The following is a 23,002-nucleotide window of genomic DNA, read 5'->3' as shown; positions in this document are numbered from 1 at the left end:
CCGAACGTTTCTATACTGGAGCTCTTTTAATGTGGAGTTATGTCACAGCCCCTTTTTGTAGTTAAACGGAGGAAGCTGTGTATAGTCACGCGTTTGAGCGGCAGTATAGAGTAACAAAGATAAAAAAAGGAATTCAATAAAGTAGTTAAACGGAGGAAGTTGTGTATAGTCGCGTGTTTGAGCGACAATATAGATTAACTAAAATAATAAGTCTAATAAAGCATTTTTAATATAAATGAGAAAAAGCGCAAAAAAATAGACAGGTGACCACACCTGCCTATCTCTTCATACAAAGTGACTGTGAAGGTCACCCATAAAAGCTGTATGAATTAAGTGTAACAGTAATCTTATAAAATAGATAGGATTACTTTATTTATGTTTATCATGCCATGACTTAATATAAGCTAATCTTTGTTTGAAACGTATTTCTTTACCTTGTTCTGTGGGGACATAGTATTCATGTCCTTTAATTTCAGGTGGTGCGGTTTGCATGTCAGTCAATTTATCTTTATCATCGTGAGCATATTGATAATCTTTACCATAACCAGCATCTTTCATTAGCTTAGTAGGAGCATTACGGATCTGCAATGGTACTGGCAAGTTACCGAATTCTTTAATGTCATGATTTGCTTTATTTTTAGCCACGTATACGGCATTAGATTTGGGAGCTAGAGATAAATAAATGACAGCTTCGGTTAAATGTACATCACATTCAGGCATACCAATGAACTGACAAGCTTGAAAAACGTCAATTGCGACTGAAAGTGCATGTGTATCAGCTAATCCAATATCTTCACTCGCAAATCTAACTAATCTTCTTGCAATATAAATTGGATCTTCACCACCATCAAGCATTCGGTTTAACCAATAAATTGCCGCATCAACATCGCTGTTACGCATAGATTTATGTAATGCTGAAATAATATTGTAGTGTTCTTCACCATGCTTATCATAACGAAGTGATTTAGTTGTAATTGTTTGGCTTAAATTTTTTTTATTTATGGTTACTGTAGTCTTATCTCTATCACCATTTAAGACAGCCATTTCTAAAGTGTTTAATGCTACTCTAGCATCGCCATTAGCAAATTTTGCAATAATATCAATTGATTCAGGGTCGATGTTCACTTTTAATTTAGGAAAGGCTTCTTTGTTTTTGAGAGTGTTATTTAATAGAAGAATCAGATTATCTTTTGTGAGCTCTTTTAAAATGAAAACTTTACATCTGGATAATAGAGCTGAATTTATTTCAAATGATGGATTTTCAGTTGTGGCTCCAATTAATATTATGCTGCCTTTTTCTACAAAGGGAAGAAATGCATCTTGTTGAGCTTTATTAAATCGATGGATCTCGTCAATGAATACGATGGTCTTTTGGCCTATTTCACGATTCATTTCGGCTTCTTCCATTATTTTTCTAATATCTTTGATACCACTTGTTACGGCACTAAATGTTATGAAGTTTGATTTAGTTTTCTCGGCTATTATGTGAGCTAGGGTTGTTTTGCCGACACCAGGTGGTCCCCAAAGTATAATAGAAGGGAGCTTATCTTCATCAATTATTTCTCTCAAAATTTTTCCCTTGCCTAATAAGTGCTCTTGACCAACAAACTCATCTAAAGTACTTGGGCGAACTCGATTAGCTAGTGGTGAATTATCAGTATTGTTATTTGAGAAGAGGGATTCTTGTTTCATTTTCTCCTCCTTTTTGTTTTATGGGTATATTATATAGCTAATTTGGTGGTGGGGAAAACGCGATTGAAGCAGCAAGTTTTTCCGCTTAGCTACGATACCTAAAGGATGCAAAGACCGCATCATTTAGGCATCTAGGCTATGCTCGAAACTTGAACGCTGCTTCAATCGCTCTTGCTTTTTGTCAAATTTAAGAGTATTTTAAAGTTTCCGAGATTAGAATTTTGCTATAATTGAAGAGATGTTTTTAAGGTGGTGCAAAACTTGAACGAAAATAACAACCAAAATGGTGACGAGGTAATACCGGTTATCAATCCTGAGTCTTCTACTCAAGATACAATGTTAAAGGGATCAGCTTGGATGACGGCTGGTAGTATCTTTTCACGTATTTTAGGTGCTATTTATATTATTCCTTGGATGGCTTGGATGGGGTCATCTTATCCTGCGGCTAATGCTCTTTATGCTAAAGGATATAATATTTATAGTCTTTTTATAATTATTTCTACTGCGGGTATACCGGGAGCTATTTCAAAGCAAATTTCCCATTATAATGCTTTGGATGAATATTCGACGGGTAATAAGTTATTCAAACAAGGACTAAAAATCATGGTCTTTATGGGATTATTCTTTGGGGCAGTGATGTATTTTGGAGCTTCTTTTATGGCGACATTATTTGCTGACGGTGATCCTAGAAGTATCCCAGTTATTCAATCTCTTGCTATTGCGGTTCTAATCATTCCAATTTTGAGTATTCTTAGAGGATACATGCAAGGATATTCAGATATGGCGCCATCAGCTATATCTCAATTTATCGAGCAAATTGCGCGTGTTATTTATATGCTTGCTGCAACTTATTTCATTATGAAGATACAAGGTGGGGGATACATTTCCGCCGTTGTTCAATCAACATTTGCGGCTTTCATTGGTGCCGGTGTTGCAATTGCAATTTTACTTATTGCTTTTGCTAAAAAATTGCCAAAACTTCGTGCTTTATCAAGAAATGGTAAGGCACCGGAAAAATTAAATAAAAACTTTACTAAAGAAATTTTTGAACAAGCAATTCCGTTTATTATTTTGGGATCTGGAATTACTTTGTTTAATCTATTTGATCAATCGACATTTAATCAAATTATGAGAATGTTTGTTAAGGCAACTAATGCCCAACTTGATAATTATTATTCATTGTTTGGTTTCCAAGCTAATAAACTGATTATGATCATTGTTTCATTAGCGACAGCTATGTCGGCAACAGCAATTCCTATTCTCTCCGGGTTATTTTCAAAGGGTGTTAAAAAAGATATTGAAGATCAAATTTCTAATACCTTGGAATTATTCTTTTTCATAATGATTCCTGCTGCTTTAGGAATGTATGCGGTGGCTCAACCATTGTGGACAACTTTTTATCGCTATGATGCTTTAGGTATTTGGATGTTGGAATTTTCAGCTATAATATCTATTTTATTAGGTATGTTTACAGTTTTATCAACTGTTTTACAGGCCCTATATTGCAATAGATTGGCAATTCAGTATTTTGTAGTTGGTTTTATCGTTAAAATAGCAGTTCAAATTCCAATGATCGGTTTGTTCCATGAATTTGGTCCACTAGTTGCTACAAGTATCGGTATGGGAGCAGTTTGTTTCCTAATGATGCGTAAATTACATAGTCTTTATCCATTTGATACTAGCCGTATTTCAAGACGTATTAGTGGAATTATTGTATTCTCACTTGTAATGTTTATCGCAATTTTCTTCATTAATAGTGTTGCATTCAAATTTATTGGTAACTCCGATCGAATTGTAAGTGTTGTTATTCTTGCAATAGAAGCGGTAGTTGGTTCTTCCATCTATGGGTACTTAGTATTAAAAACTAACCTTGCTGATAAGATTCTTGGTTCAAGAGTTGAGCGTATCAGAAGATTAGTAAGAATGAAGTAAAAATGTTAAATATAGCCTGTAATCTGAATTTTTGATTACAGGCTATTTGTATTCTTAATCTAATGTCATGAGCAATATAAGATACATTTTGTACTCCTTTTTGTATAATGAAATTGAAAGATATTCCTAAAGTATATTACTGATATAAAATTTAATTATTTTTATATACTTTAGAGATATAAACTAATATAAAAGAGGGTGCGTATACAATGAAAATAGACATTACAAATGAAGCTAAAAATAAATTACAATCATATGTGGATGCAGGCAAGAAAATAATCTTGGATCTTGATGACGGTTTAGGACGTTTCTCTGGTGAAGGTGATTGTGCTCTGATCACTAAGTTTAGAATTATTGCAGTAAGTGCTAATGAGGATCTATCAGATTATAAAATCACTTTAGATAGTGATATTGGTGATATTTACTACAAGAAGAGTGCTGAAGAATTTATTGATGATAGTCTAAAATTAGATGTAAATCCTAAAACTCAGTTGTTAGTATTCAAAAATGCTAACGAAATTATTGATAACAGTGTCAATATCATCGATTATGATGTTGTTAAGGCTAATGCCTAGAATGGAGTACTAATGAAGATCGAAATGACAGATGAGGTCAAGAAGAGATTACTTCCTTTTGTTGAAAAGGGCAAAGTACTCTTGCTTGATCTTGATAATGGCTTGGGACCTTATTCTGCAGAAGGTAATTGAGCCCTTGTAACGAGTTTCAGATTTATTGCAATTGATGCAGATGCACCTAAATCTGATTACGGAATCACTTTGGATAGTGATATAGGACCGATTTATTTTAAAGATTTTGCTAAAGATTATGTTCAAAAAGATATGAAATTGGAAGTTAACCCAAAGACGCAATTGATTGTATTTAAGAATGCTCGTGAGCTGATTGATAGTTCGGTAAGTATTGTTGACTGGGATAAGGTTAACGCTAGTTCTTCAGTTTCAGGAGAATGTTAAAAAGGGCGTATTATTTTGTTGAATGTTTACACTATAAAAGTTTGGAAATGCAAAAAGAGATTGTGACTTACGTCATAATCTCTTTTTTTCTATAAATATTTTTCTAAGAAGTCACTAATTATATCAACAATTTCCGGTTGCCAATATCTTATATCCATATGTCCAGCACCCTTGATTTTATAAAAATCAGCTTTAGCGTTGTTTTCAATTAAGGTATCATATAGCTTTTCACCATCCTCAATTGGGACTACGACATCTTTATCTCCATGGAAAATTAAGAATGGAACTGTTTTATCATTAATGTATGTAAGTGGATTAGCTGCTGCGTCTAGATCTTTGTTATCTTCGGGTTCAGCACCAAGTAAATTACGGTAAACAAAATCAAAGTCATTACTCAAACTACCATTTTTAGCAGTAAGTGGATCAACTACTCCATATAACGGAATAGATACTTGAATATCACTCATAAATTCAAGGTTTTCACCAACATCGAATTTATCAATATCATTGGTAACACCGAGCATACTTGCCAGATGTCCACCTGCGGATTCTCCCATCGCTACGAATCTTTCTGGATCGATTTGAAATTTGCAAGCATTCTTTCGCATGTAACGAATGGCTGCTTTTGCATCATTTAATTGACCAGGGAAATTAATTTTATTACTGTCTCGATATTCGACACTAACAATGACGTATCCCTTTCTAGCTAAGTCAACCAAGTTAGGTAAATGAATGTTGTGATCAACGTCCATCCATCCACCACCAGCAAACCAAAAAATAACCGGATATTTTGTATTTTCATCGTCGTTAGGGAAGTGGCGAATGACAGATAACTTCAAATCACGAGTAGAGTTGCCCAACCAACCGGGTACTTGTGCATAAGTGATGTCACTGTCTAGCCAAAGTCCGTCACGTGTTATTGGAACTTCAATTTCTTTTTTCATTGCCCCGACTCCTAGTAATATTATTTTTTGCTACAAGCAAATTTTTGCATAGTTTGAGGTATTTTACTAGCTAACTTTGTTGGTAAAACTACATAATCTTTTTTGTAAATTTTATCAGCAATATAGCTATGTAAGTACAATGCAGCGCTTACAGTTTTTAAAGAATAATCAAATTGTCCAACAAAAGCAGCGATTATTCCGGTTAAAGTGTCACCCATTCCACCGGTTGCCATACCAGGGTTTCCACTTATTAATTGATAAACTTTATTTTGATAGTAAATTTCGGATAAATGTTTTTTTACAATTAATAAACTATTTGGAGCTAATGAGTTTATTTTTTTTAGATTATTTTCCTGAGTTTGATCAGGTATTTTTAATCCCGATAAACGCTGCCATTCACCTTGATGTGGGGTTAAAATTATATTTTCGAATAAATTTAAATCAATATTTTGTTCAGATACAACGGTCAATGCTGAAGCGTCCATGATGATTACTTGCTTATCAACATTCTTAATAAGAATATTTATCAAATCTGTAGTGTTTTCAGTAGTTCCAAGGCCGGGTCCAATTACAATAACGTTGTTTTTTAAAACGGCTTCTTTAAGGTCTTTGGAATTGTTATAATCAATGGTCATTGCTTCAGGAATATCAACATTTAGGGCAGTAAATTTTTCCGGCACAGTGGCTACAGTGACAAGTCCCGCACCTGCATTGACTGCTGCTCTTGTTGACATTAATGCAGCACCTCCAAATTGCTTTGATCCGGCAATGATTAGAATGCGACCGTAATTACCTTTATATGAATTAATAGGTCTTTTTTGGATCACTTCTGAAAGAATTGATTCATCAATTTTTTGCATTACAAGTTCTCCTTTTTGTAGTATCATTTATTATTGTAAACTTAATACAAAATATATTGTATTAAATCGTGCCACTGTGGCGGAATTGGCAGACGCGCAGCGTTCAGGTCGCTGTATGGGTTTCCATGTGCAAGTTCGACTCTTGTCAGTGGCATCGATGTATTATAGTTCGATTAGAAGATCATATTAATGGTCTTCTATTTTTTTATTACATTTTCTTTTCAATTATTGCAGATTGGTGAATGGTCGTACCAATTTTGTTAAACTTGAATGGAAAATTAAATAGGGGGATTATAATGAAAAAGGGGAAAATCCTGCTATCAAGTACTTTAACAATACTAGGAGTATTGTTTATTTTATTTGGTGGCGTAAATGTTAAAGCTGATACTGTTAACAGCTATATTTTAGGAAATAAAATCCAACCAGCGGAAATTCAATATCGTGAAGGTACTTTTGATCAATGGTTTGGCTATGAAAATGGTGTTGGAAAGCCTGAAGGTGTTGTAGTACATGAAACTGCTGATTCTAATGCTACGGCGGAAAACGAAGTTTCATATTTTAATAGAGAATGGCCTAGTCTTCAGACATATGTTCACGCATTTGTTGACAATAACGAAATTATTAATATCCATAGTGCTGATTATGGTGTTTGGGGTGCTGGACACACAGCTAACTATAAGTTTATTCAAGTTGAATTGTGTGAAGTTCATGATTATGATGCTTTTGCTCGTTCACTATCAAATGACGCCTTTTATATTGCTAAAAGATTGATACAATATAATTTGCCTGATATTCCTGGTCAAACAGTTGTGTCACATCATCAAGTAAGCAATACATACGGCGAGACAAATCATACTGATCCTGATGGCTACTTTGCCAAATGGAGTTATGATATGAATCAATTTAATGATTTGATTTCATATTATTACAATAATCTTAAAGATTCAGGTACACTATACGGCAATCCTGATAATAATAATGGTGGAAATGAAAATAAAGCTACATCCCTTTCAGTTAAGAATGACAATGCTATCTTTGTTCCACTTGTAGCATTTGATCAATCTAATAATAAAACTGATGTTAAAAATCGTGGTTTAGCAAACAATACTCCATGGCAATATGATCAACAAAAAGACTTTGATGGTCATACATACTATCGTGTTTCAACTAACGAGTGGGTCATGGATAGTTATGTAACAAGCTTTTCATAGAATAATTATTAACTAGCAAATTATAGTTTGCTAGTTTTTTTGTTTCCTAAATTTAATAAATGTTATATTGATAATAGGAGGTCTGATTTATGTATAAGAGTAAATTGGAATTTAAAATTATTGATATAACAACTATTAATTGCCACTGCATCGTAAATGCTGCTAATAGAACACTCTTAGGTGGTGGCGGGGTAGACGGTGCAATTCATCGTGCTGCCGGACCGAAGCTTTTAGAAGAATGTAAAACATTAAATGGTTGTAGAACAGGGCAAGCTAAAATAACTAAGGGTTATGATCTACCGGCAAATTATGTTATTCATACAGTTGGTCCAGTTTACTCTGGAAGTCCTAGTGATGCCGAAAATTTAATTAATTGTTATAAAAATTCTCTAAATTTAGCTAAAGAGCATCATCTTCATACTATAGCTTTTTCCGCAATTTCTACTGGGGTATATGGTTATCCATTTGATAAAGCGGCTAAAATTGCACTCGAAACTACTGCTAGTTGGCTAGTTGAAAATGAGAATTACCAAATGGAAATATTGTTAACTTGTTTTGATGATAGAGTATATAATTCATATTCAAATTATCTAGATTCATATACTGGGAATAATAAATATCTGAAGAAACATTAGTTATAAATTAAACTTTTCATTTTAGGCAATTATATTGATTTAACTGAAAAATGGATTATTATTCGTGATGAGAAATCGTTATTTATTGCGTGTTTAAGTGTAAAAAGGATAATATTATTTATATAGTTATTCGAGGAGAAATGATATGTCAAAATATTTGGATTTTTGGAGAAAAATGACGATTTTCAATGCAACAGCTACTAGAAGTCAGTATTGGATACCAACAATTGCTAATTATTTTATTTTAGCAATTTACTATGCAGTAACTAATCAATCTCAGTACGTTGTTAATGGGACTTATCAAATGCAATTAAGTATCAATTCAATCAGTTTCGTTATTATTACAGCGCTATTATGGTTAGCTAATTTTACAGTAAGAGCTAGAAGATTACATGATATCAATAAAAGTAATTGGTGGATGTTAATTGAATTTGTTCCACTAATTGGAAGTATATGGCTATTTATCTTGATGCTGACTGATTCCAAACCTAGTCGCTGGACAATTAATCAAGCAGATATTAATTAGATAGGAGATCTTTATATGTTAAAGGAATTTAGAGACTTTATCAGTCGTGGTAATGTAATGGACTTGGCAGTCGGTGTAATTATGGGTGCTGCTTTTACGGCAATTGTGCAGTCTTTAGTAAGTAATTTGATAAATCCGTTGATTGGTTTGTTTTTAGGTAAAATCGATTTATCGAATTTAACCTTTGCCGTTGGGGATGCCACTTTCAAATATGGTACGTTTATTGAATCAATTATCAATTTCTTGATAATCGCTCTAGTTGTCTTCTTCCTAGTTAAAATTATGAATAAAATAATTAACAAGCGTAATGAAGAAGAAGCTGAAGAAGAGTCATCTAAAGAAGATGAAATGATTGAGTACCTCAAAAAGATTTCTGAGTCATTAGATAAAAAGTAAAAATAAACAGTAACCATTACTTTATAAATTAAAGATGATGATTACTGTTTTTTTATGCAATTCATTTATCTATTGAGTTAAAATTAAACAGATTGAAATTTACCAGGGAGGGTAATTTCTATGGAAACTGTTTTCTTAGTTTTGCTACTAATAGCAGCGGTTGTTCTTGCAAATGCTATTTATGCACGTTTTAATTTGATACCGGTGGCATTTCTACAAATGGCTGGTGGGTTAATTTTGTCATTTTTACCAGTTTATAAGAATTTTGAACTTGAACCTGAAATATTTTTGTTAGTTATTATATCGGTATTAATGTTTAATGATGGGCAAAATACAAATATAAGAAAATTGATGCATCAAATGGGAACTACACTTTCTATGTCGGTTGTACTAGCTATTTTAACGATTTTAGTTGTTGGTACTATTACTCATCAATTGATTCCACAGTTTTCGTTACCATTGGCATTAGCTTTAGGGGCAATAATTACGCCAACAGATGCTGTGGCGGTGTCTTCTATAACAAGTAAGGTATTGGTGCCAAAAGATGCGATGAATACTTTAGAAAATGAATCTTTATTTAATGATGCATCGGGTATTGTTGCTTTGAACCTTGCTATTGCGACGTTATTAACTGGGAAATTTTCTATTGCTAGTGGTATCAGTAGTTTCTTGTATGTATTTTTTGGTGGGATACTATTAGGTTTAGTTTTAGGATACGTTATTGTAGCAATTAGAATTCTTTTGATCAATATGCGAGTTGATACACCATCAGTTATTGTTCCATATACATTATTAACTCCATTTATAGTTTATTTATTAGCGGAGGCAGTTGGTGTATCAGGAATCTTAGCAGTAGTTGCAACAGGATTGATCCATGGGATGCAACAAGATCGTCTTCGACTTACAACATCCAGACTGCAAATCGTTATGAATACAACTTGGTCAATAACTTCTAGTATTTTAAACGGAATTGTTTTTGTCGTATTAGGAGCATCCTTACCAGAAGTAACCGCTCATTTGCAAGATAGAAATACAAGTTCGGTGGTTATTTTAATTGGATTAGGGGTTCTTTTGTATGTTGTAATGACATTAATGAGGTTTTTGTGGACACAATTAGGTTTTGCTGAAATAAGGGCTTGGAGTTCACATGATAAAATTATGAACAGTCTAGTGATGGCATTGAGTGGAGTACATGGAACTATTACCTTGGCGATGGCTTTTTCATTGCCATATACCCTAAACGGACATGCTTTTACATATCGTGTAGATATTATTTTCGTTGCGGCTGTGGTTATTTTAACTAGTTTGATAGTACCTACTTTGGTATTACCATTTATGTTGCCTAAAAAAGTTCCTTTGATTACGGAAAATGAGCTATCTAAGGCTAAATCAGAGATGGTTAGAAGTGCTGTTCAAATGGTTCAAAGAAATTTTAATGATTCACCTGAGTGTGGAGAAGTTATTAGAATTTTGGAAGGTCAAAGAAACTTTGAAGGTCGACCAAGTAAAGAGAAACTTGATGCACTTTTTGCTAAAACCTACGAAATAGAGCAAAATGTAGTTGAGAATATGTTGGCAAACGGTGAAATTAATATACAAGAATCGAATATGTATATGCGATTAGCCAAGCAAATATTAATTCATAATCAAAAGGGTTTTAGGAAGCAAGTTATTTTAATGATCAAATTTGGTATAGTCGCTAAGATTTCATTAAGCAAGAGAGCACGTCATCGTCGTCGAGAAATCAGAAAAGTAAAGCGCGGATATCGTGGGCGAACCCGGGAGCAGGCACTTCAGCAAAATCGTCAGATGTGGAATCGAATAAAAGAGATCGAAGTGACTCCTTATAAAAAAGTTATCGACTATTTAGGTGAACAAATGACCGATGATAATGAAGTAGAAACTGGAATCGTTCGACGCGCGTATGATCAAACTCATCGACGTTTGTCTGGAACACGAGCCATGGAAGAATCTCAAAATGAAATTTTAGTACAGGCGTTTCAACATGAGCATAATTTTATTCAGTCACAAGTTGCTTCAAATAAGTACAGCCGTGAAGTGGGCAATGAAATGTATCAACAAATTTCTACTGATCAATTAGTTTGTTTTCAAACCTTTTCTGAATAATCAAATGGATGGTGAATTTAATGGATGATAAGAAAAAAAGATTATTTGATGCAGCACATGTTTTGTTTTTAGAACGTGGATTTAAAGCAACAGGTATTTCTGATATTGCTGGATTAGCAGATGTGGCAGTAGGATCATTTTATTTATATTTCAAATCTAAAGAAGATGTATTCGTTCAAGTTTATAATCGTGAAAATGAGGATATTAAACGCCAAATTTTAAAAAAAGTAAATTTGGATGGAGAGCCAGTAAAATTGATCCATGAGATTATTGATCAAATTTTTAAACTATCCAGTAACAATGCCATTTTAAAAGAATGGTTTTCAAATCAAAAATTAAATAAAATTATCGCTGCTAAAAATGAAACTGCTGTTCAAGATAGTTTGATTTATTCAACCTTGATGAAATTAATAGATCGATGGGTTTCAGAAGGTATGGTTAAGGAGAATATGAGTAAAGAGCGAATAATTAGTTTATTTGATGCTTTGATCATAGTTGATTTCCATCAAAGTGAAATTGAAACAGACAATTACTATCAGCTAATGAACGATATGATAGAAGGAATCTTGAAGGTTATTCTTAAGTAAAAAGTTAAATTAAGACAAATAAAGCAGGTGATCCGATTTTTGGATTACCTGCTTTATTTAAGTGGGAAAAGTATTAATATTTAGATTCTTGTGTAACTGTTTTATTGTTAGTAACAAATACTCCCATTTTTGCTAGAACTAACCCAACGAAAAATCCAAGTAGTGTAGGTGTGACCCAACCAAGACCTAAACTAGCGAATGGTACATATTGATGATAAACACTTAATAAGTATTTAACAAAAGTCATATTAGTAACTACAGCTGGAGATGAGTTTAACATATCTAGAACAGCTGGAACTACTGTAAAGGCGATAGTCATTTTGTAAACGACCCCGGCGTAAGGTTTAGCATGGACAGTTAATGATACTAAGATCAAAGCAAGTGAAAGTGGATATAGAAGCATTAATACTGGCAATGACCAAGAGATGATAGTATCTAATCCAGCATTTGCGACTACGAATGATACAAAACAAGTTACACGTAACCAAGCTAGATAACTAACTTTAGGAAATAGTTTATGAAAATCTTGAGCAAATGAAGCGACAAGTCCCATGGCAGTTGTGAATACACCTAATGTAACTAATACTCCAAGTAAAGCGGCACCAAGGTTTCCAAAATAAGAATTAACGATTGATGATAGTGCATCACCACCATTGGCAGATAATTTCATTTTATTTAAACTAAAAGCACCTAATAAAACTAATCCTAAGTAGATCAAGACTTCTAAGACGATACTCAAAGTACCTGCTTTAGCTGTAACTTTAGATAATTCTTTATCGCGATAACCTAATCCACGTACGGCATGAACGAAGGTAACACTTAAAGCTAATAATGCAACGGCATCAACGGTGTTGTATCCTTCTAACATACCACTGACAGCTGAATTAGTCTGATAAGCGGCAGTAGGCATATGATTTAATCCACCCATAGGTTTTAAAAATGCTACTAAAAAGACAACTGCTAATAATACCAAGAAAATAGTGTTTAGATATTTGCCGACATATTTTAATAACTTACTTTGATGAACAGTGAGTAGATAAGCGACTCCAAAGAATAATGCCGTAAAGACTAACATACTGAAACGGTCAAATTGTGCTGGTAAAAATGGTTTGACCGCCATTTCATATGCGGTAGCAGCGGTACGAGGAGTACCAAAGAATGGTCCGATGGTTAAATGAACCAAAACTAAAAATAATGCAGCGTAGTGTCTACCAATAGGTCTAGCTAGATCATATAGTCCGTCACTCTTTGTCACTACAACGGCCAGGATTGCTAGTAATGGGAAAAGTGAGCCTGATACTGCAAATCCAACAGCTGCAGAAAACCAATTGTTACCGGCCATTTGTCCTAAGTGAACTGGGAAAATTAAATTACCTGATCCAAAGAACATTCCAAAGATAAGGGAGCTAACTACTAATAATTGTAAAAACTTACTCTTGTTTGATTTCTTTTCTAATAAATCGTTTTGCATAAAAAATCCTCCTAATGTTATATAACCTAATCTGTGTAATGCCACTAATATCAGAATCCAAAACAACCACCTCTTTTAAATTTGTGAAAAAAAAGAGCCCTTTTCCAACTAAGGAAAAGGGCTCAAGTAGAACGGTACCACCTTTTTTGAGTAGCTAAAAAGCACTCACTTTAATAACGGACAAATTATCCGCTAGCCAGATATTGGTGGCAACCACGATGATCTACATTATCGACATCGAACTCAGAAATGATTTTCAAAATTCTCTTAACGGTCACTTCACACTAAACATGACTCACTGGACGTGGTTGAGATTTCTACTTTTTTCTTCAACGTTTATTTATTAATGACTCATATTATATTCACATAAAAATTAGATTTCAAGAGTTTTACTTAATTTTATTCTAATTTATTTTGTGCTGAAAATTTGAATAAACTGTTCTTTCTACTCTATAATCATATTAATTTCATAAAATACTTAAAAAAATAATTTTTGTAAGGTGTTGATATATCAGTGATTGACATCGGTTTCAAAAAAATACATTTGTAGAAGCTTGTATTTCTGGAAATTTAATGTTAGGGTGTTTTTACAAAATTAATTTTTTTCTAATCAACGGAGGGAACAATATTATGACAGAGACAAAGAAAGTAGTTTTAGCTTATTCAGGAGGTTTAGATACATCAGTTGCCATTCCTTGGCTTAAAAATAAAGGATACGATGTAATTGCTTGTTGTATTAATGTTGGAGAAGGCAAAGATCCTGAATTCATTAAGAATAAAGCAATTCAGGTGGGTGCAATTGATGCCTTTTCAATTGACGCCCTAGACGAGTTTGCTGATGAATATGCTTTAGTGGCATTACAAGGACATACTCTATATGAAGGAACATATCCTTTACTCTCCGCACTATCCCGACCTCTGATTAGTAAAAAATTAGTAGAATTAGCACATCAAGAAGGAGCTGATGCAATTGCTCACGGTTGTACTGGTAAAGGTAACGACCAAGTTCGTTTTGAACTAGCAATTCATGCATTAGCACCTGAACTAGAAGTTCTTGGACCAGTTCGTGACTGGCATTGGTCACGTGAAGAAGAAATTGATTACGCTAAGGAAAATAATATTCCTATTCCTATCAATTTGGATTCACCTTACTCAATTGACGCCAATATTTGGGGCCGTGCTAATGAGTGTGGTGTTCTAGAAGATCCATGGGCAGAAGCTCCAGAAGATGCCTTTGGTATTACAAAACCAATTGCTGAAACTCCAGATACACCAACAAGTATTGAAATCACTTTTGATAAAGGTGTTCCAGTTGCTCTTGATGGTGTAGAGATGAAGTTCGCTGACATTATTGAAGAAGTTAACAAAGTTGGTGGCGAAAATGGTGTCGGAAGAATTGATCATATTGAAAATAGATTAGTTGGTATTAAGTCACGTGAAGTTTATGAAGCACCAGCTGCTATGATCTTGATCAAGGCTCACAAAGAATTAGAGGACTTAACACTTGAACGTGATTTAGGTCATTTCAAGCCAGTTATTGAAAAAGAATTAAGTGAAATTATTTATAATGGTCTTTGGTTCTCACCATTGATGAAGTCACTACTTGCTTTCTTAGATGAAAGTCAAAAGTATGTAAATGGTGTTATTAAATTACAATTATTCAAAGGTAATATTTGGATTCAAGGACGTAAGTCAGAAAATTCATTATATGACCTAGATCTTGCTACATACACATCAGCTGATTCATTTGATCAAAAAGCTGCTGAAGGATTCATTAAATTGTGGGGTCTTCCAACAGAAGTGGCTGCTCAAGTGGCTGCGAAGAATGCTGATAAAACTAAAGATGAGGTAAAATAATGAGTACTAAAAAACTCTGGGGTGGACGTTTTAAAGCTCAAGCTGAAACTTGGGTCGATGAATTTGGTGCCTCGATCGGATTCGATCAGTTAATGGCTGATGAGGATCTTGAGGGTTCTTTAGCACATGTTAAGATGCTTAAGAAAACGAAGATTTTAAATGAATCCGATAGTGATCAAATTATTGCTGGACTTGAAAATCTTCAACAAGAATTGCATGAAGGAAAATTAAAATTCACAGTTGAAAATGAAGATATTCATATGAATCTTGAAAGTATTTTAACTGATGAAATTGGACCTGTTGCTGGTAAACTTCATACCGGCCGATCACGGAATGATCAGGTAGCAACAGATTTCCACCTTTATGTTAAGAATCGTTTGCCAAAGATCATTGAAGAAATAAAAACTATCCAGAGTAGCTTAGTTGATTTGGCTGATAAAAATGTTGAAACGGTGATGCCGGGATATACTCATTTGCAACATGCCCAACCAATTTCTTATGGACATTACTTGATGGCTTATTATTCAATGTTTAAACGTGATGTTGAACGATTTGAATTCAATATGAAACATGCTGACATTTCACCACTAGGCGCTGCGGCCTTGGCTGGGACTACTTTCCCAATTGATCGTCAATTTACAGCTGATGAATTAGGGTTTAGTAGCATATATACTAATTCTTTAGATGCCGTTTCTGACCGTGACTTTGCCTTGGAGTTTTTAAGTAACGCATCAATATTAATGATGCACTTATCAAGATTTTGTGAAGAGCTAAGTATGTGGGTAAGTTATGAATTTAAGTATCTTGAACTGAGTGACCAGTACACAACTGGAAGTTCAATTATGCCACAAAAGAAAAATCCTGATATGGCGGAGTTAATCCGTGGTAAAAGTGGACGTGTATATGGACATCTTTTAGGCTTACTTTCAACAATGAAATCATTACCATTAGCTTATAATAAAGACCTGCAAGAGGATAAAGAAGGAACTTTTGATACTGTTAAAACTCTTTTGCCTGCTTTGAAGGTATTTAATGGGATGATATCTACTATGAAAGTTAATAAAGATAAGATGTATCATGCTACTATCAATGATTTTTCTAATGCAACAGAATTGGCTGATTATTTGGCTACCAAGGGTATTCCTTTTAGGGAAGCTCATGGAATAGTTGGCCAATTGGTTCTAAAAGGCCTTGAAGAGCATCGAAACTTGCAAGACATTACAATGGATGAATTTAAGCAAATATCTCCATTGATAGATGAAGATGTCTATCCGGTCCTGCAGCCGGAAGTTGCCGTAGCTAGAAGAAATTCGTATGGCGGAACAGGTTTTGAGCAAGTAAAGAAACAAATCCAACAAGCCAAATTAGAGTTGGCTGAAAATAAATAAAAATAGATCAATAATCCAAATTCGGATTATTGATCTATTTTTATGTTGACAAATGTAAACATAAATAATAGTATGTACTCGTAGATTACAAATGTAAACAAAAGAAACGAGGAATAATTATGGCAAAAATATTAGTTTCGATCGTTGGATTAGCAGTAATTGGATTTATAGTTTGGTGGTTCTTCGGTAAGCACGAGGTGTCAGAAGTATCAGCTGACGTATCCAATAATGCACAAAGCGTTGATGTTGAAGTTAATGGCGGATACTCACCAGAAACGATAGTTTTAAAGAAGGGTGTTCCAGCAACACTTAATTTTACAAGAAAAGATAAATCTAGTTGTTTGGACAGAGTTGTCTTTTCAGATTTTGGTATTAATGAAGCTTTACCGATAAATCAAAAAGAAGCAATTAAGATCGATACAAGTAAATCTGGCGAATACCAGTGGGCATGTGGAATGGATATGTTCCATGGAAAACTAATTATTAAATAGGGGAGAATTGTATAATGTCAATTACTAAACGTTTTTGGATTTCATTAATATTTTCATTACCAATGTTGGCTAATATGATTCTGATGCCTTTTGGATGGATGTTGCCCGGTGGCAATTGGACACAATTGATTCTTACTACTGTAATTATGGCCGTTTCCACAGTTCCATTTTGGCAAAGTGCATGGGCCTCATTTACTAAGCATCATTCAAATATGGATACACTAGTAGCCATAGGTACTGTTACAGCATATATTTACAGTATTTATGCAATGGCAACACATCAAGCTGTTTTCTTTGAAAGTGCTGCCTTTGTAACAACATTTGTCTTATTAGGACAAGTTTTTGAAGAACGTATGAGAAATAACGCTTCTAATGCTGTGGAAAAATTAGTTGATCTTCAAGCTAAAGATGCTGAAGTTATGCGTGAAGGAAAATTAGTTAAGATTCCACTCTCAGAAATTGTGGTTGGAGATATTATTCGTGTTAAACCTGGTCAAAAAGTTGCTGTTGATGGCGTTATAACTGAAGGTACTTCAACAATTGATGAATCAATGGTAACAGGTGAAAGTATGCCAGTATCAAAAAAAACTGGCGATAAAGTTATTGGTTCAACAATCAATAGTAATGGTACATTCATGTTTAGAGCGGAAAAAGTTGGTAATGATACGATGCTTTCACAAATTGTTGAGCTCGTTAAAAAAGCACAAAATAGTCATGCGCCAATTCAAAATTTAACAGATAAAGTATCAGATATTTTTGTACCAACAGTTTTAGTTATAGCAATATTGACCTTCATGGTCTGGTACGTATTCTTAGGAGCTTCAGTTGCTAGCTCATTGATATTTGCCGTAGCCGTGGTCGTTATAGCTTGTCCATGTGCTTTAGGATTAGCAACACCAACTGCACTTATGGTTGGAACTGGTCGTTCCGCTAAAATGGGAATTTTGATTAAAAATGGTGAAGTTCTTGAGGCGGTTAATGACGTTAAGACAGTTATTTTTGATAAAACAGGAACTATCACAGTAGGTAAACCAGAAGTTACCGATATTGTCGGAGATGAGGAAAAAGTTCTTAGTTTTGCGACAGCATTGGAACAATCTTCAGAACACCCATTAGCTTCAGCTATTGTTAAGAATGCAGAAAGTAAAAATATTGTTGTACCTGAAGTTAGTCAATTTAAAGCAATTGAAGGAAAAGGTGTAGAAGCATTAGTTGATGGTCAAAAAGTTTTTGTAGGTAATGATAAGTTACTTTCAGATGTTCAAATTGATAATAAATTAAGGGAGCAAGTTATTACACTTCAAGAAGAAGCTAAAACAGTCGTCTTTGTAGGAGTTAATAATGAGATTATTGGTTTGATTGCAATACAAGATACTCCTAAAAATACTTCAAAAGAAGCAATTTCTGACCTTAAAGCTCGCGGATTAAAAACTATTATGTTAACAGGTGATAATAAACGTGTGGCTGATGCAATTGCTGCTCAAGTCGGAATCGATTCAGTTATTGCTGATGTGCTACCAAGTGATAAAGCTGATCATGTTAAAGCATTGCAACAAGATGGTAAAGTTGCCTTTGTTGGGGATGGAATAAATGATGCTCCAGCTTTAACAGTAGCCGATGTTGGAATTGCCATGGGTTCTGGTACGGATATTGCTATTGAATCAGGAGGTATTGTACTTGTAAAAAATGATTTGAGAGATGTTGATCGTGCCTTAGCTTTGAGTAAAAAGACTTTCAATAGAATTAAGTTAAATTTATTTTGGGCCTTTATTTACAACGTTTTGGGAATACCAGTTGCCGCCGGAATATTCTATGGAATTGGTTTGAGCCTTAGCCCGGAATTAGCCGGATTGGCAATGGCATTTAGTTCATTATCAGTTGTAACAAGTTCAGTGCTTTTGAATAAAGCGAAAATTACTAGTAGAGTAAAATTCGCCTAGAAGAGAGTGCAACAAAGGGCGGTTTGCCACCGGAACATAGCCTAGAACCACGAATGATTGGCACTATCAATCATTCGTAGTTCGTAGCTATGTGGAGGTTGCAGCCCTTTGTTGCACGTTTAGGCTATAAAAATTAGAAATGCAAAAAGGAGACTTCTAGTCAAAGAGGTCTCCTTTTTTGGTGTGAATATTAGAATATTATATATGCTTATTAATTATAATTATATTTATATTTTTTCGATTATTCCTTTGATTATTAGTGGTGAAAGGAACTATCATATATTGTATAAGAAGGGAGTGACTGACATGAGATTTCAACAATTAAAATGTAAACCAAATTCAATTTTAAGAAAGAAACTATATAAATCAGGTAAAAACTGGGTTGTAAAGTCTAGTTTGAGTTTTGCGGGTGGTTTAATTCTATTTGGTGCAACACAAGTTGTTAATGTCTCTGCTGATTCATTAGATTCTGTTCAAACTGAACAAAGTGATTCTTCCACTGAATCACAACAAAGTGATACTTCCAAATCAAATAATGGTTCAATCGATAATAATTCAACTGAAACTGATCAAAAAAATAATCAACAAGTACCTAATGATAAACAGGATGTAGTGACAAGTCAGAATGATGATCAGACAACATCTAATACTAAGACGAATGTAATAGCAAATCAGAATAATGATCAAACAGCATCTAATACTAAGACAAATGTAGTAACTAATCAGAATAATGATCAAAGTGACGTAACTAATAGTAGTAATACACAGAATCAAAATGTCACTCTAAAAAACACTCAAGATTCAAACGGCCCTGTTGCACAAGCAAAGGCTCAGAATCCACAAATTAGTCAAACGCAATCAACAGATCCATTAATTTACGGAGTAGGCAGTTGCGACTTTTATGTTAAGGATGGAATTTTACATATCGGAGGTGGTGATATTAGTCAAGCTGAGTATGATGCTGCATATAAGAATTCAAAGGAACATGGAAGCTCAAATATTTTTGGCCAATATCTGTCAGGCACTCCGTATGATAAAATTTCATTTGATGGAAAACTTACATTGCATGGTAATATTCATGATTTTCTTGATTTCATAGGTGCAAAAACCATCGAAAATTTGGAGAATCTTGATACGTCAGATGTAACAGATTTCAATCACTTCCTGTATCAAAGTAGCATTCAATCAATTGATTTATCGAAGCTTAATACAAGTAATGCCACGAATTTAAGTTATATGCTTGCAAACTGTTCATCCTTAACGGATGTAAAATTTAAAGATGATTCAGGAAATGTTATGGATACTTCCAAAGTTAAAAACTTTGTGGGTATGTTTGACACTGATGCATCTTTAAAGTCTTTAGATCTTACTGGTTTAGACACGAGTAGTGCTACTACAATGATGGCTATGTTTGAGAGTGATCCTAAGCTTACATTTCTTGATGTGTCAGGTTTTGATACATCAAAAGTAACTGATATGCAAGCTATGTTTTGCTATGACGGTTATAACTCCACAGATGGTATAAACATTAAGGGTTTGGATAAATTCGATACATCAAAAGTAACTAATATGTATGGTATGTTTGAAAATGCAGACTTTAATGTTGAAGATTTAAAATCATGGGATACATCGAAAGTTGAAGATATTAGTGAGATGTTTAGTAATTCTGGCCTTTCAGGTAAAGTTGAACTTCCAAGCTTTAATGGCGCTAGTTTGAAATATATGAGTCGATTGTTTTACGGTGCTACTAAAGTGACCGAAATAGACTTAGATAACTTAAAAACTCCTATGCTATCCACTGATAATTCAGCTCCTGATTCTTATAAAGAAGGTGCAATATTTCAGGCTTTCGAGAACTGTCCTAATCTGCAGAAAGTTAACTTGCCAGAATTTAGTGGTGAAAATATTGAAAACTATTATGAAATGTTTGAAAACTGCCCCCAATTAACAACTATAAACTGGCCTAATGTATCGACTAAGTCAGCAACATCACTTCAAGAAATGTTTGATAGAGACGAAAGTTTAACAGCAGATGATCTTGAATTCTTAAGTAACTTCGATACTAGTAATGTAGTAAATTTTAGTAGTATGTTTAGCTGGTGTAATAGCTTAGAATCATTACCAGGAGTAAAGTTGTGGAATATGGCATCAGCAAAAAATTTAAATTATATGTTCTACATGGATAAGTCACTTAAAAACATTGATTTGACACAATGGAAAATAAATAATGTGAAAAGTTTGGAAGGCATCTTGTGGTATTGCACAAGTTTGACTGAATTCAAACTACCAAAACTTAATGAGCCTACTCAAAGTAATATCAATATGCGTTTTATGTTTGCCAATTGTGATAATTTGCACTTTTTAGATTTTTCGAATTTTAATATTCCAGAAGATACTAATAGAGAGCAAATGTTTGATCACGCAGTATATCTTTACAAAATAAAACTTAATAGTAATGATTACCTAACTGATTCAAGTTTAAGTTTTTATGATATATATAAAGGCTGGTATAACGTCGGTACTGGAACTGATGATGATCCTCAAGGGAACTATAAGTTAAAAGATGGTACAGATATGATGAAGGTATACAGTGCAGAAGGTTATAACGGAGTTATACGACCTAATGAAACTTGGGTCATTGCTGAACGTCATGAAGTTGACTATACAATAAAGTATGTTGATTTTGAAACCGGTAAAGAGATATATGATTTAAATTCTAAAAATAGAGAAGGATGGTATGTTGAGGTTCCATATGGAACCGATATCAGTGCTCCAGGATATGATTCCACTATAGTTTATGATTCAAATGGTAATGAACTTGATTTTGCATCTTATCATGTTAAGACTGATTCTGAACAAACGGGATGGGGGTATGCAGAAAAATTACCAACATTTGATAAAAGTTCTCCAATTGAAAATGCAACCTTTATTGTGAAATTGAAGAAATCAGCTCCATTTACTATTAAGATAAGTGATGTTCCTGATGAAATAGTTTTGCAGATTAGTGATCCTGATGCAATTAAGAATAATACCGTTTTGCAAGGCTTGAATACGGTAAAAGAATTGGATCCTGATAAAACTACTATTTCGATTGATTCTGGTGATCCAGTAAGTGAAACAGAGGCTTTTGATGGAAGTACTCCATCTAAAAATATTAAGGATCTTGTTTTACTTCTTATTAAATCATTAGGACAGGATTCTGATCAGACTAACCAGACAATTATAGTACCGGCTAATGTTGTTATTGATGTATCGTATAAAGCAAATACCGATAACAATAATTCTGGTGGAACAACGACAAATAGGGTCATAACAAATATTAACCAAACAAGCGCAACATTTTATGATAGACCAGCTGTACAATTGTATGATTTTGATGGCAACGCAATTCAAGGCAAGCTTCTTGATACCAATACAGATTGGTTTAACGATCAAGAAATGATTTTGAATGGACAAAAGTATTATCGAGTTTCCACTAATGAATGGGTTAAAGATAACGATGTTTATGTCTATGTAGAACATATTTCGAAGGTTAGAACTTATAAGGAAAATAAAGTCCAACTGAAAAATGCTCATCTAGATAATGCACGTATTCTTGATCCTTCAACCGACTGGAAAACTGATCGTTATGCGATGTTTAATGGTCAAAAGTATTATCGTGTATCTACTAATGAATTTATTCCAACTGACAAAGTATATGAATATCAAGATTCATCAAGAATGATTCATTCAGAAAGATCGACGCCGGTCTATGATGAACGAGGTAAAAATGTTTCACGTACTCTCAAACCTGATCGAGATTATAAGACTGATAAAAAAGTCAAAATAAATAATGAAACTTATTATCGTGTTGCAACAAATGAGTTTGTTAAAAAATCAAATATTATTTAAGAAAAAAAGGTACTTTGATTTATTGTAAGGTACTGAGTATATAATTTGATACAGATAAATAAGAGCACTTCTGGGAAAATAAT

Annotated in this window: 17 protein-coding genes, 1 tRNA gene and 1 pseudogene; 15 read left to right on the top strand and 4 right to left on the bottom strand. The window is 33.8% G+C overall.

The genetic code is table 11. The features are described from left to right. Positions 1–369: 369 nt before the first annotated feature. On the bottom strand, positions 370–1,692 hold the full coding sequence (locus FC72_RS10070; protein WP_057767365.1) for a replication-associated recombination protein A: 1,323 nt from the start codon (positions 1,690–1,692) through the stop codon (positions 370–372). A gap of 336 nt (positions 1,693–2,028) precedes the next feature. On the opposite strand from FC72_RS10070, the gene FC72_RS10065 reads away from it, so the two are divergent. The 3 genes and pseudogenes from FC72_RS10065 (at position 2,029) to FC72_RS11030 (ending at position 4,595) form a co-directional block, all read left to right on the top strand. Then, positions 2,029–3,624 carry a putative polysaccharide biosynthesis protein gene (locus tag FC72_RS10065; protein WP_057767367.1) on the top strand — a complete coding sequence of 532 codons (1,596 nt, stop codon included), beginning with the start codon at positions 2,029–2,031 and terminating at the stop codon, positions 3,622–3,624. 209 nt (positions 3,625–3,833) lie between these two features. Continuing rightward, positions 3,834–4,199 (top strand): iron-sulfur cluster biosynthesis family protein, encoded by a 366-nt coding sequence (locus FC72_RS10060; protein ID WP_057767363.1) that lies wholly within the window; start codon positions 3,834–3,836, stop codon positions 4,197–4,199. Between the two features lie 12 nt (positions 4,200–4,211). Beyond that, a pseudogene (locus FC72_RS11030) lies at positions 4,212–4,595 on the top strand (iron-sulfur cluster biosynthesis family protein). Between the two features lie 89 nt (positions 4,596–4,684). Here FC72_RS11030 and FC72_RS10050 read toward each other — a convergent pair. Together FC72_RS10050 and FC72_RS10045 are read right to left on the bottom strand one after the other, a co-directional pair. Then, on the bottom strand, positions 4,685–5,539 hold the full coding sequence (locus FC72_RS10050; protein ID WP_057767359.1) for an alpha/beta hydrolase: 855 nt from the start codon (positions 5,537–5,539) through the stop codon (positions 4,685–4,687). A 20-nt stretch (positions 5,540–5,559) separates the two neighbouring features. Beyond that, positions 5,560–6,399: an NAD(P)H-hydrate dehydratase gene (locus FC72_RS10045; RefSeq protein ID WP_057767358.1), complete on the bottom strand. Its 840-nt coding sequence runs from the start codon at positions 6,397–6,399 to the stop codon at positions 5,560–5,562. A 70-nt stretch (positions 6,400–6,469) separates the two neighbouring features. Here FC72_RS10045 and FC72_RS10040 point away from each other — a divergent pair. The 7 genes from FC72_RS10040 (at position 6,470) to FC72_RS10010 (ending at position 11,881) form a co-directional block, all read left to right on the top strand. Then, positions 6,470–6,553, top strand: a tRNA-Leu gene (locus FC72_RS10040). A 142-nt stretch (positions 6,554–6,695) separates the two neighbouring features. Continuing rightward, positions 6,696–7,610: a peptidoglycan recognition protein family protein gene (locus FC72_RS10035; RefSeq protein ID WP_057767356.1), complete on the top strand. Its 915-nt coding sequence runs from the start codon at positions 6,696–6,698 to the stop codon at positions 7,608–7,610. Between the two features lie 89 nt (positions 7,611–7,699). Next, positions 7,700–8,245: an O-acetyl-ADP-ribose deacetylase gene (locus FC72_RS10030; protein ID WP_057767353.1), complete on the top strand. Its 546-nt coding sequence runs from the start codon at positions 7,700–7,702 to the stop codon at positions 8,243–8,245. Positions 8,246–8,390: 145 nt separating this feature from the next. Next, complete coding sequence (locus tag FC72_RS10025) at positions 8,391–8,771, top strand: DUF805 domain-containing protein (RefSeq protein WP_057767351.1); 381 nt, start codon at positions 8,391–8,393, stop codon at positions 8,769–8,771. 15 nt (positions 8,772–8,786) lie between these two features. After that, positions 8,787–9,167 carry a large-conductance mechanosensitive channel protein MscL gene (gene mscL / locus FC72_RS10020; protein ID WP_057767349.1) on the top strand — a complete coding sequence of 127 codons (381 nt, stop codon included), beginning with the start codon at positions 8,787–8,789 and terminating at the stop codon, positions 9,165–9,167. Between the two features lie 120 nt (positions 9,168–9,287). Then, positions 9,288–11,294 (top strand): cation:proton antiporter, encoded by a 2,007-nt coding sequence (locus FC72_RS10015; protein WP_057767346.1) that lies wholly within the window; start codon positions 9,288–9,290, stop codon positions 11,292–11,294. Positions 11,295–11,314: 20 nt separating this feature from the next. Continuing rightward, positions 11,315–11,881 carry a TetR/AcrR family transcriptional regulator gene (locus FC72_RS10010; RefSeq protein ID WP_057767344.1) on the top strand — a complete coding sequence of 189 codons (567 nt, stop codon included), beginning with the start codon at positions 11,315–11,317 and terminating at the stop codon, positions 11,879–11,881. Between the two features lie 73 nt (positions 11,882–11,954). On the opposite strand, the gene brnQ is transcribed toward FC72_RS10010, so the two are convergent. Further along, complete coding sequence (gene brnQ / locus FC72_RS10005) at positions 11,955–13,352, bottom strand: branched-chain amino acid transport system II carrier protein (protein WP_057767342.1); 1,398 nt, start codon at positions 13,350–13,352, stop codon at positions 11,955–11,957. 630 nt (positions 13,353–13,982) lie between these two features. Between brnQ and FC72_RS10000 the strand changes: the two genes are divergently transcribed. From FC72_RS10000 to FC72_RS09980, 5 genes are all read left to right on the top strand, one after another. Then, entirely contained in the window at positions 13,983–15,209 is a 1,227-nt protein-coding gene (locus FC72_RS10000; protein ID WP_057767340.1) for an argininosuccinate synthase, read from the top strand. After that, positions 15,209–16,597 carry an argininosuccinate lyase gene (gene argH, locus FC72_RS09995; RefSeq protein ID WP_057767338.1) on the top strand — a complete coding sequence of 463 codons (1,389 nt, stop codon included), beginning with the start codon at positions 15,209–15,211 and terminating at the stop codon, positions 16,595–16,597. The genes FC72_RS10000 and argH overlap by 1 nt, the downstream gene beginning before the upstream one ends. Positions 16,598–16,716: 119 nt before the next feature. Continuing rightward, entirely contained in the window at positions 16,717–17,088 is a 372-nt protein-coding gene (locus tag FC72_RS09990) for a cupredoxin domain-containing protein (RefSeq protein ID WP_201781809.1), read from the top strand. 14 nt (positions 17,089–17,102) lie between these two features. After that, positions 17,103–19,028, top strand: coding sequence for a copper-translocating P-type ATPase (locus FC72_RS09985; protein ID WP_057767334.1), 1,926 nt, complete (start codon positions 17,103–17,105; stop codon positions 19,026–19,028). Between the two features lie 306 nt (positions 19,029–19,334). Beyond that, positions 19,335–22,919: a BspA family leucine-rich repeat surface protein gene (locus FC72_RS09980; protein WP_057767332.1), complete on the top strand. Its 3,585-nt coding sequence runs from the start codon at positions 19,335–19,337 to the stop codon at positions 22,917–22,919. Positions 22,920–23,002: the final 83 nt, after the last annotated feature.

This window comes from Companilactobacillus tucceti DSM 20183 (genome assembly GCF_001434665.1).
Taxonomy (GTDB): Bacteria; Bacillota; Bacilli; order Lactobacillales; family Lactobacillaceae; genus Companilactobacillus; species Companilactobacillus tucceti.
Note: the sequence above shows the minus strand (reverse complement) of the source record. Positions and strands in the feature narration are given on the sequence as shown.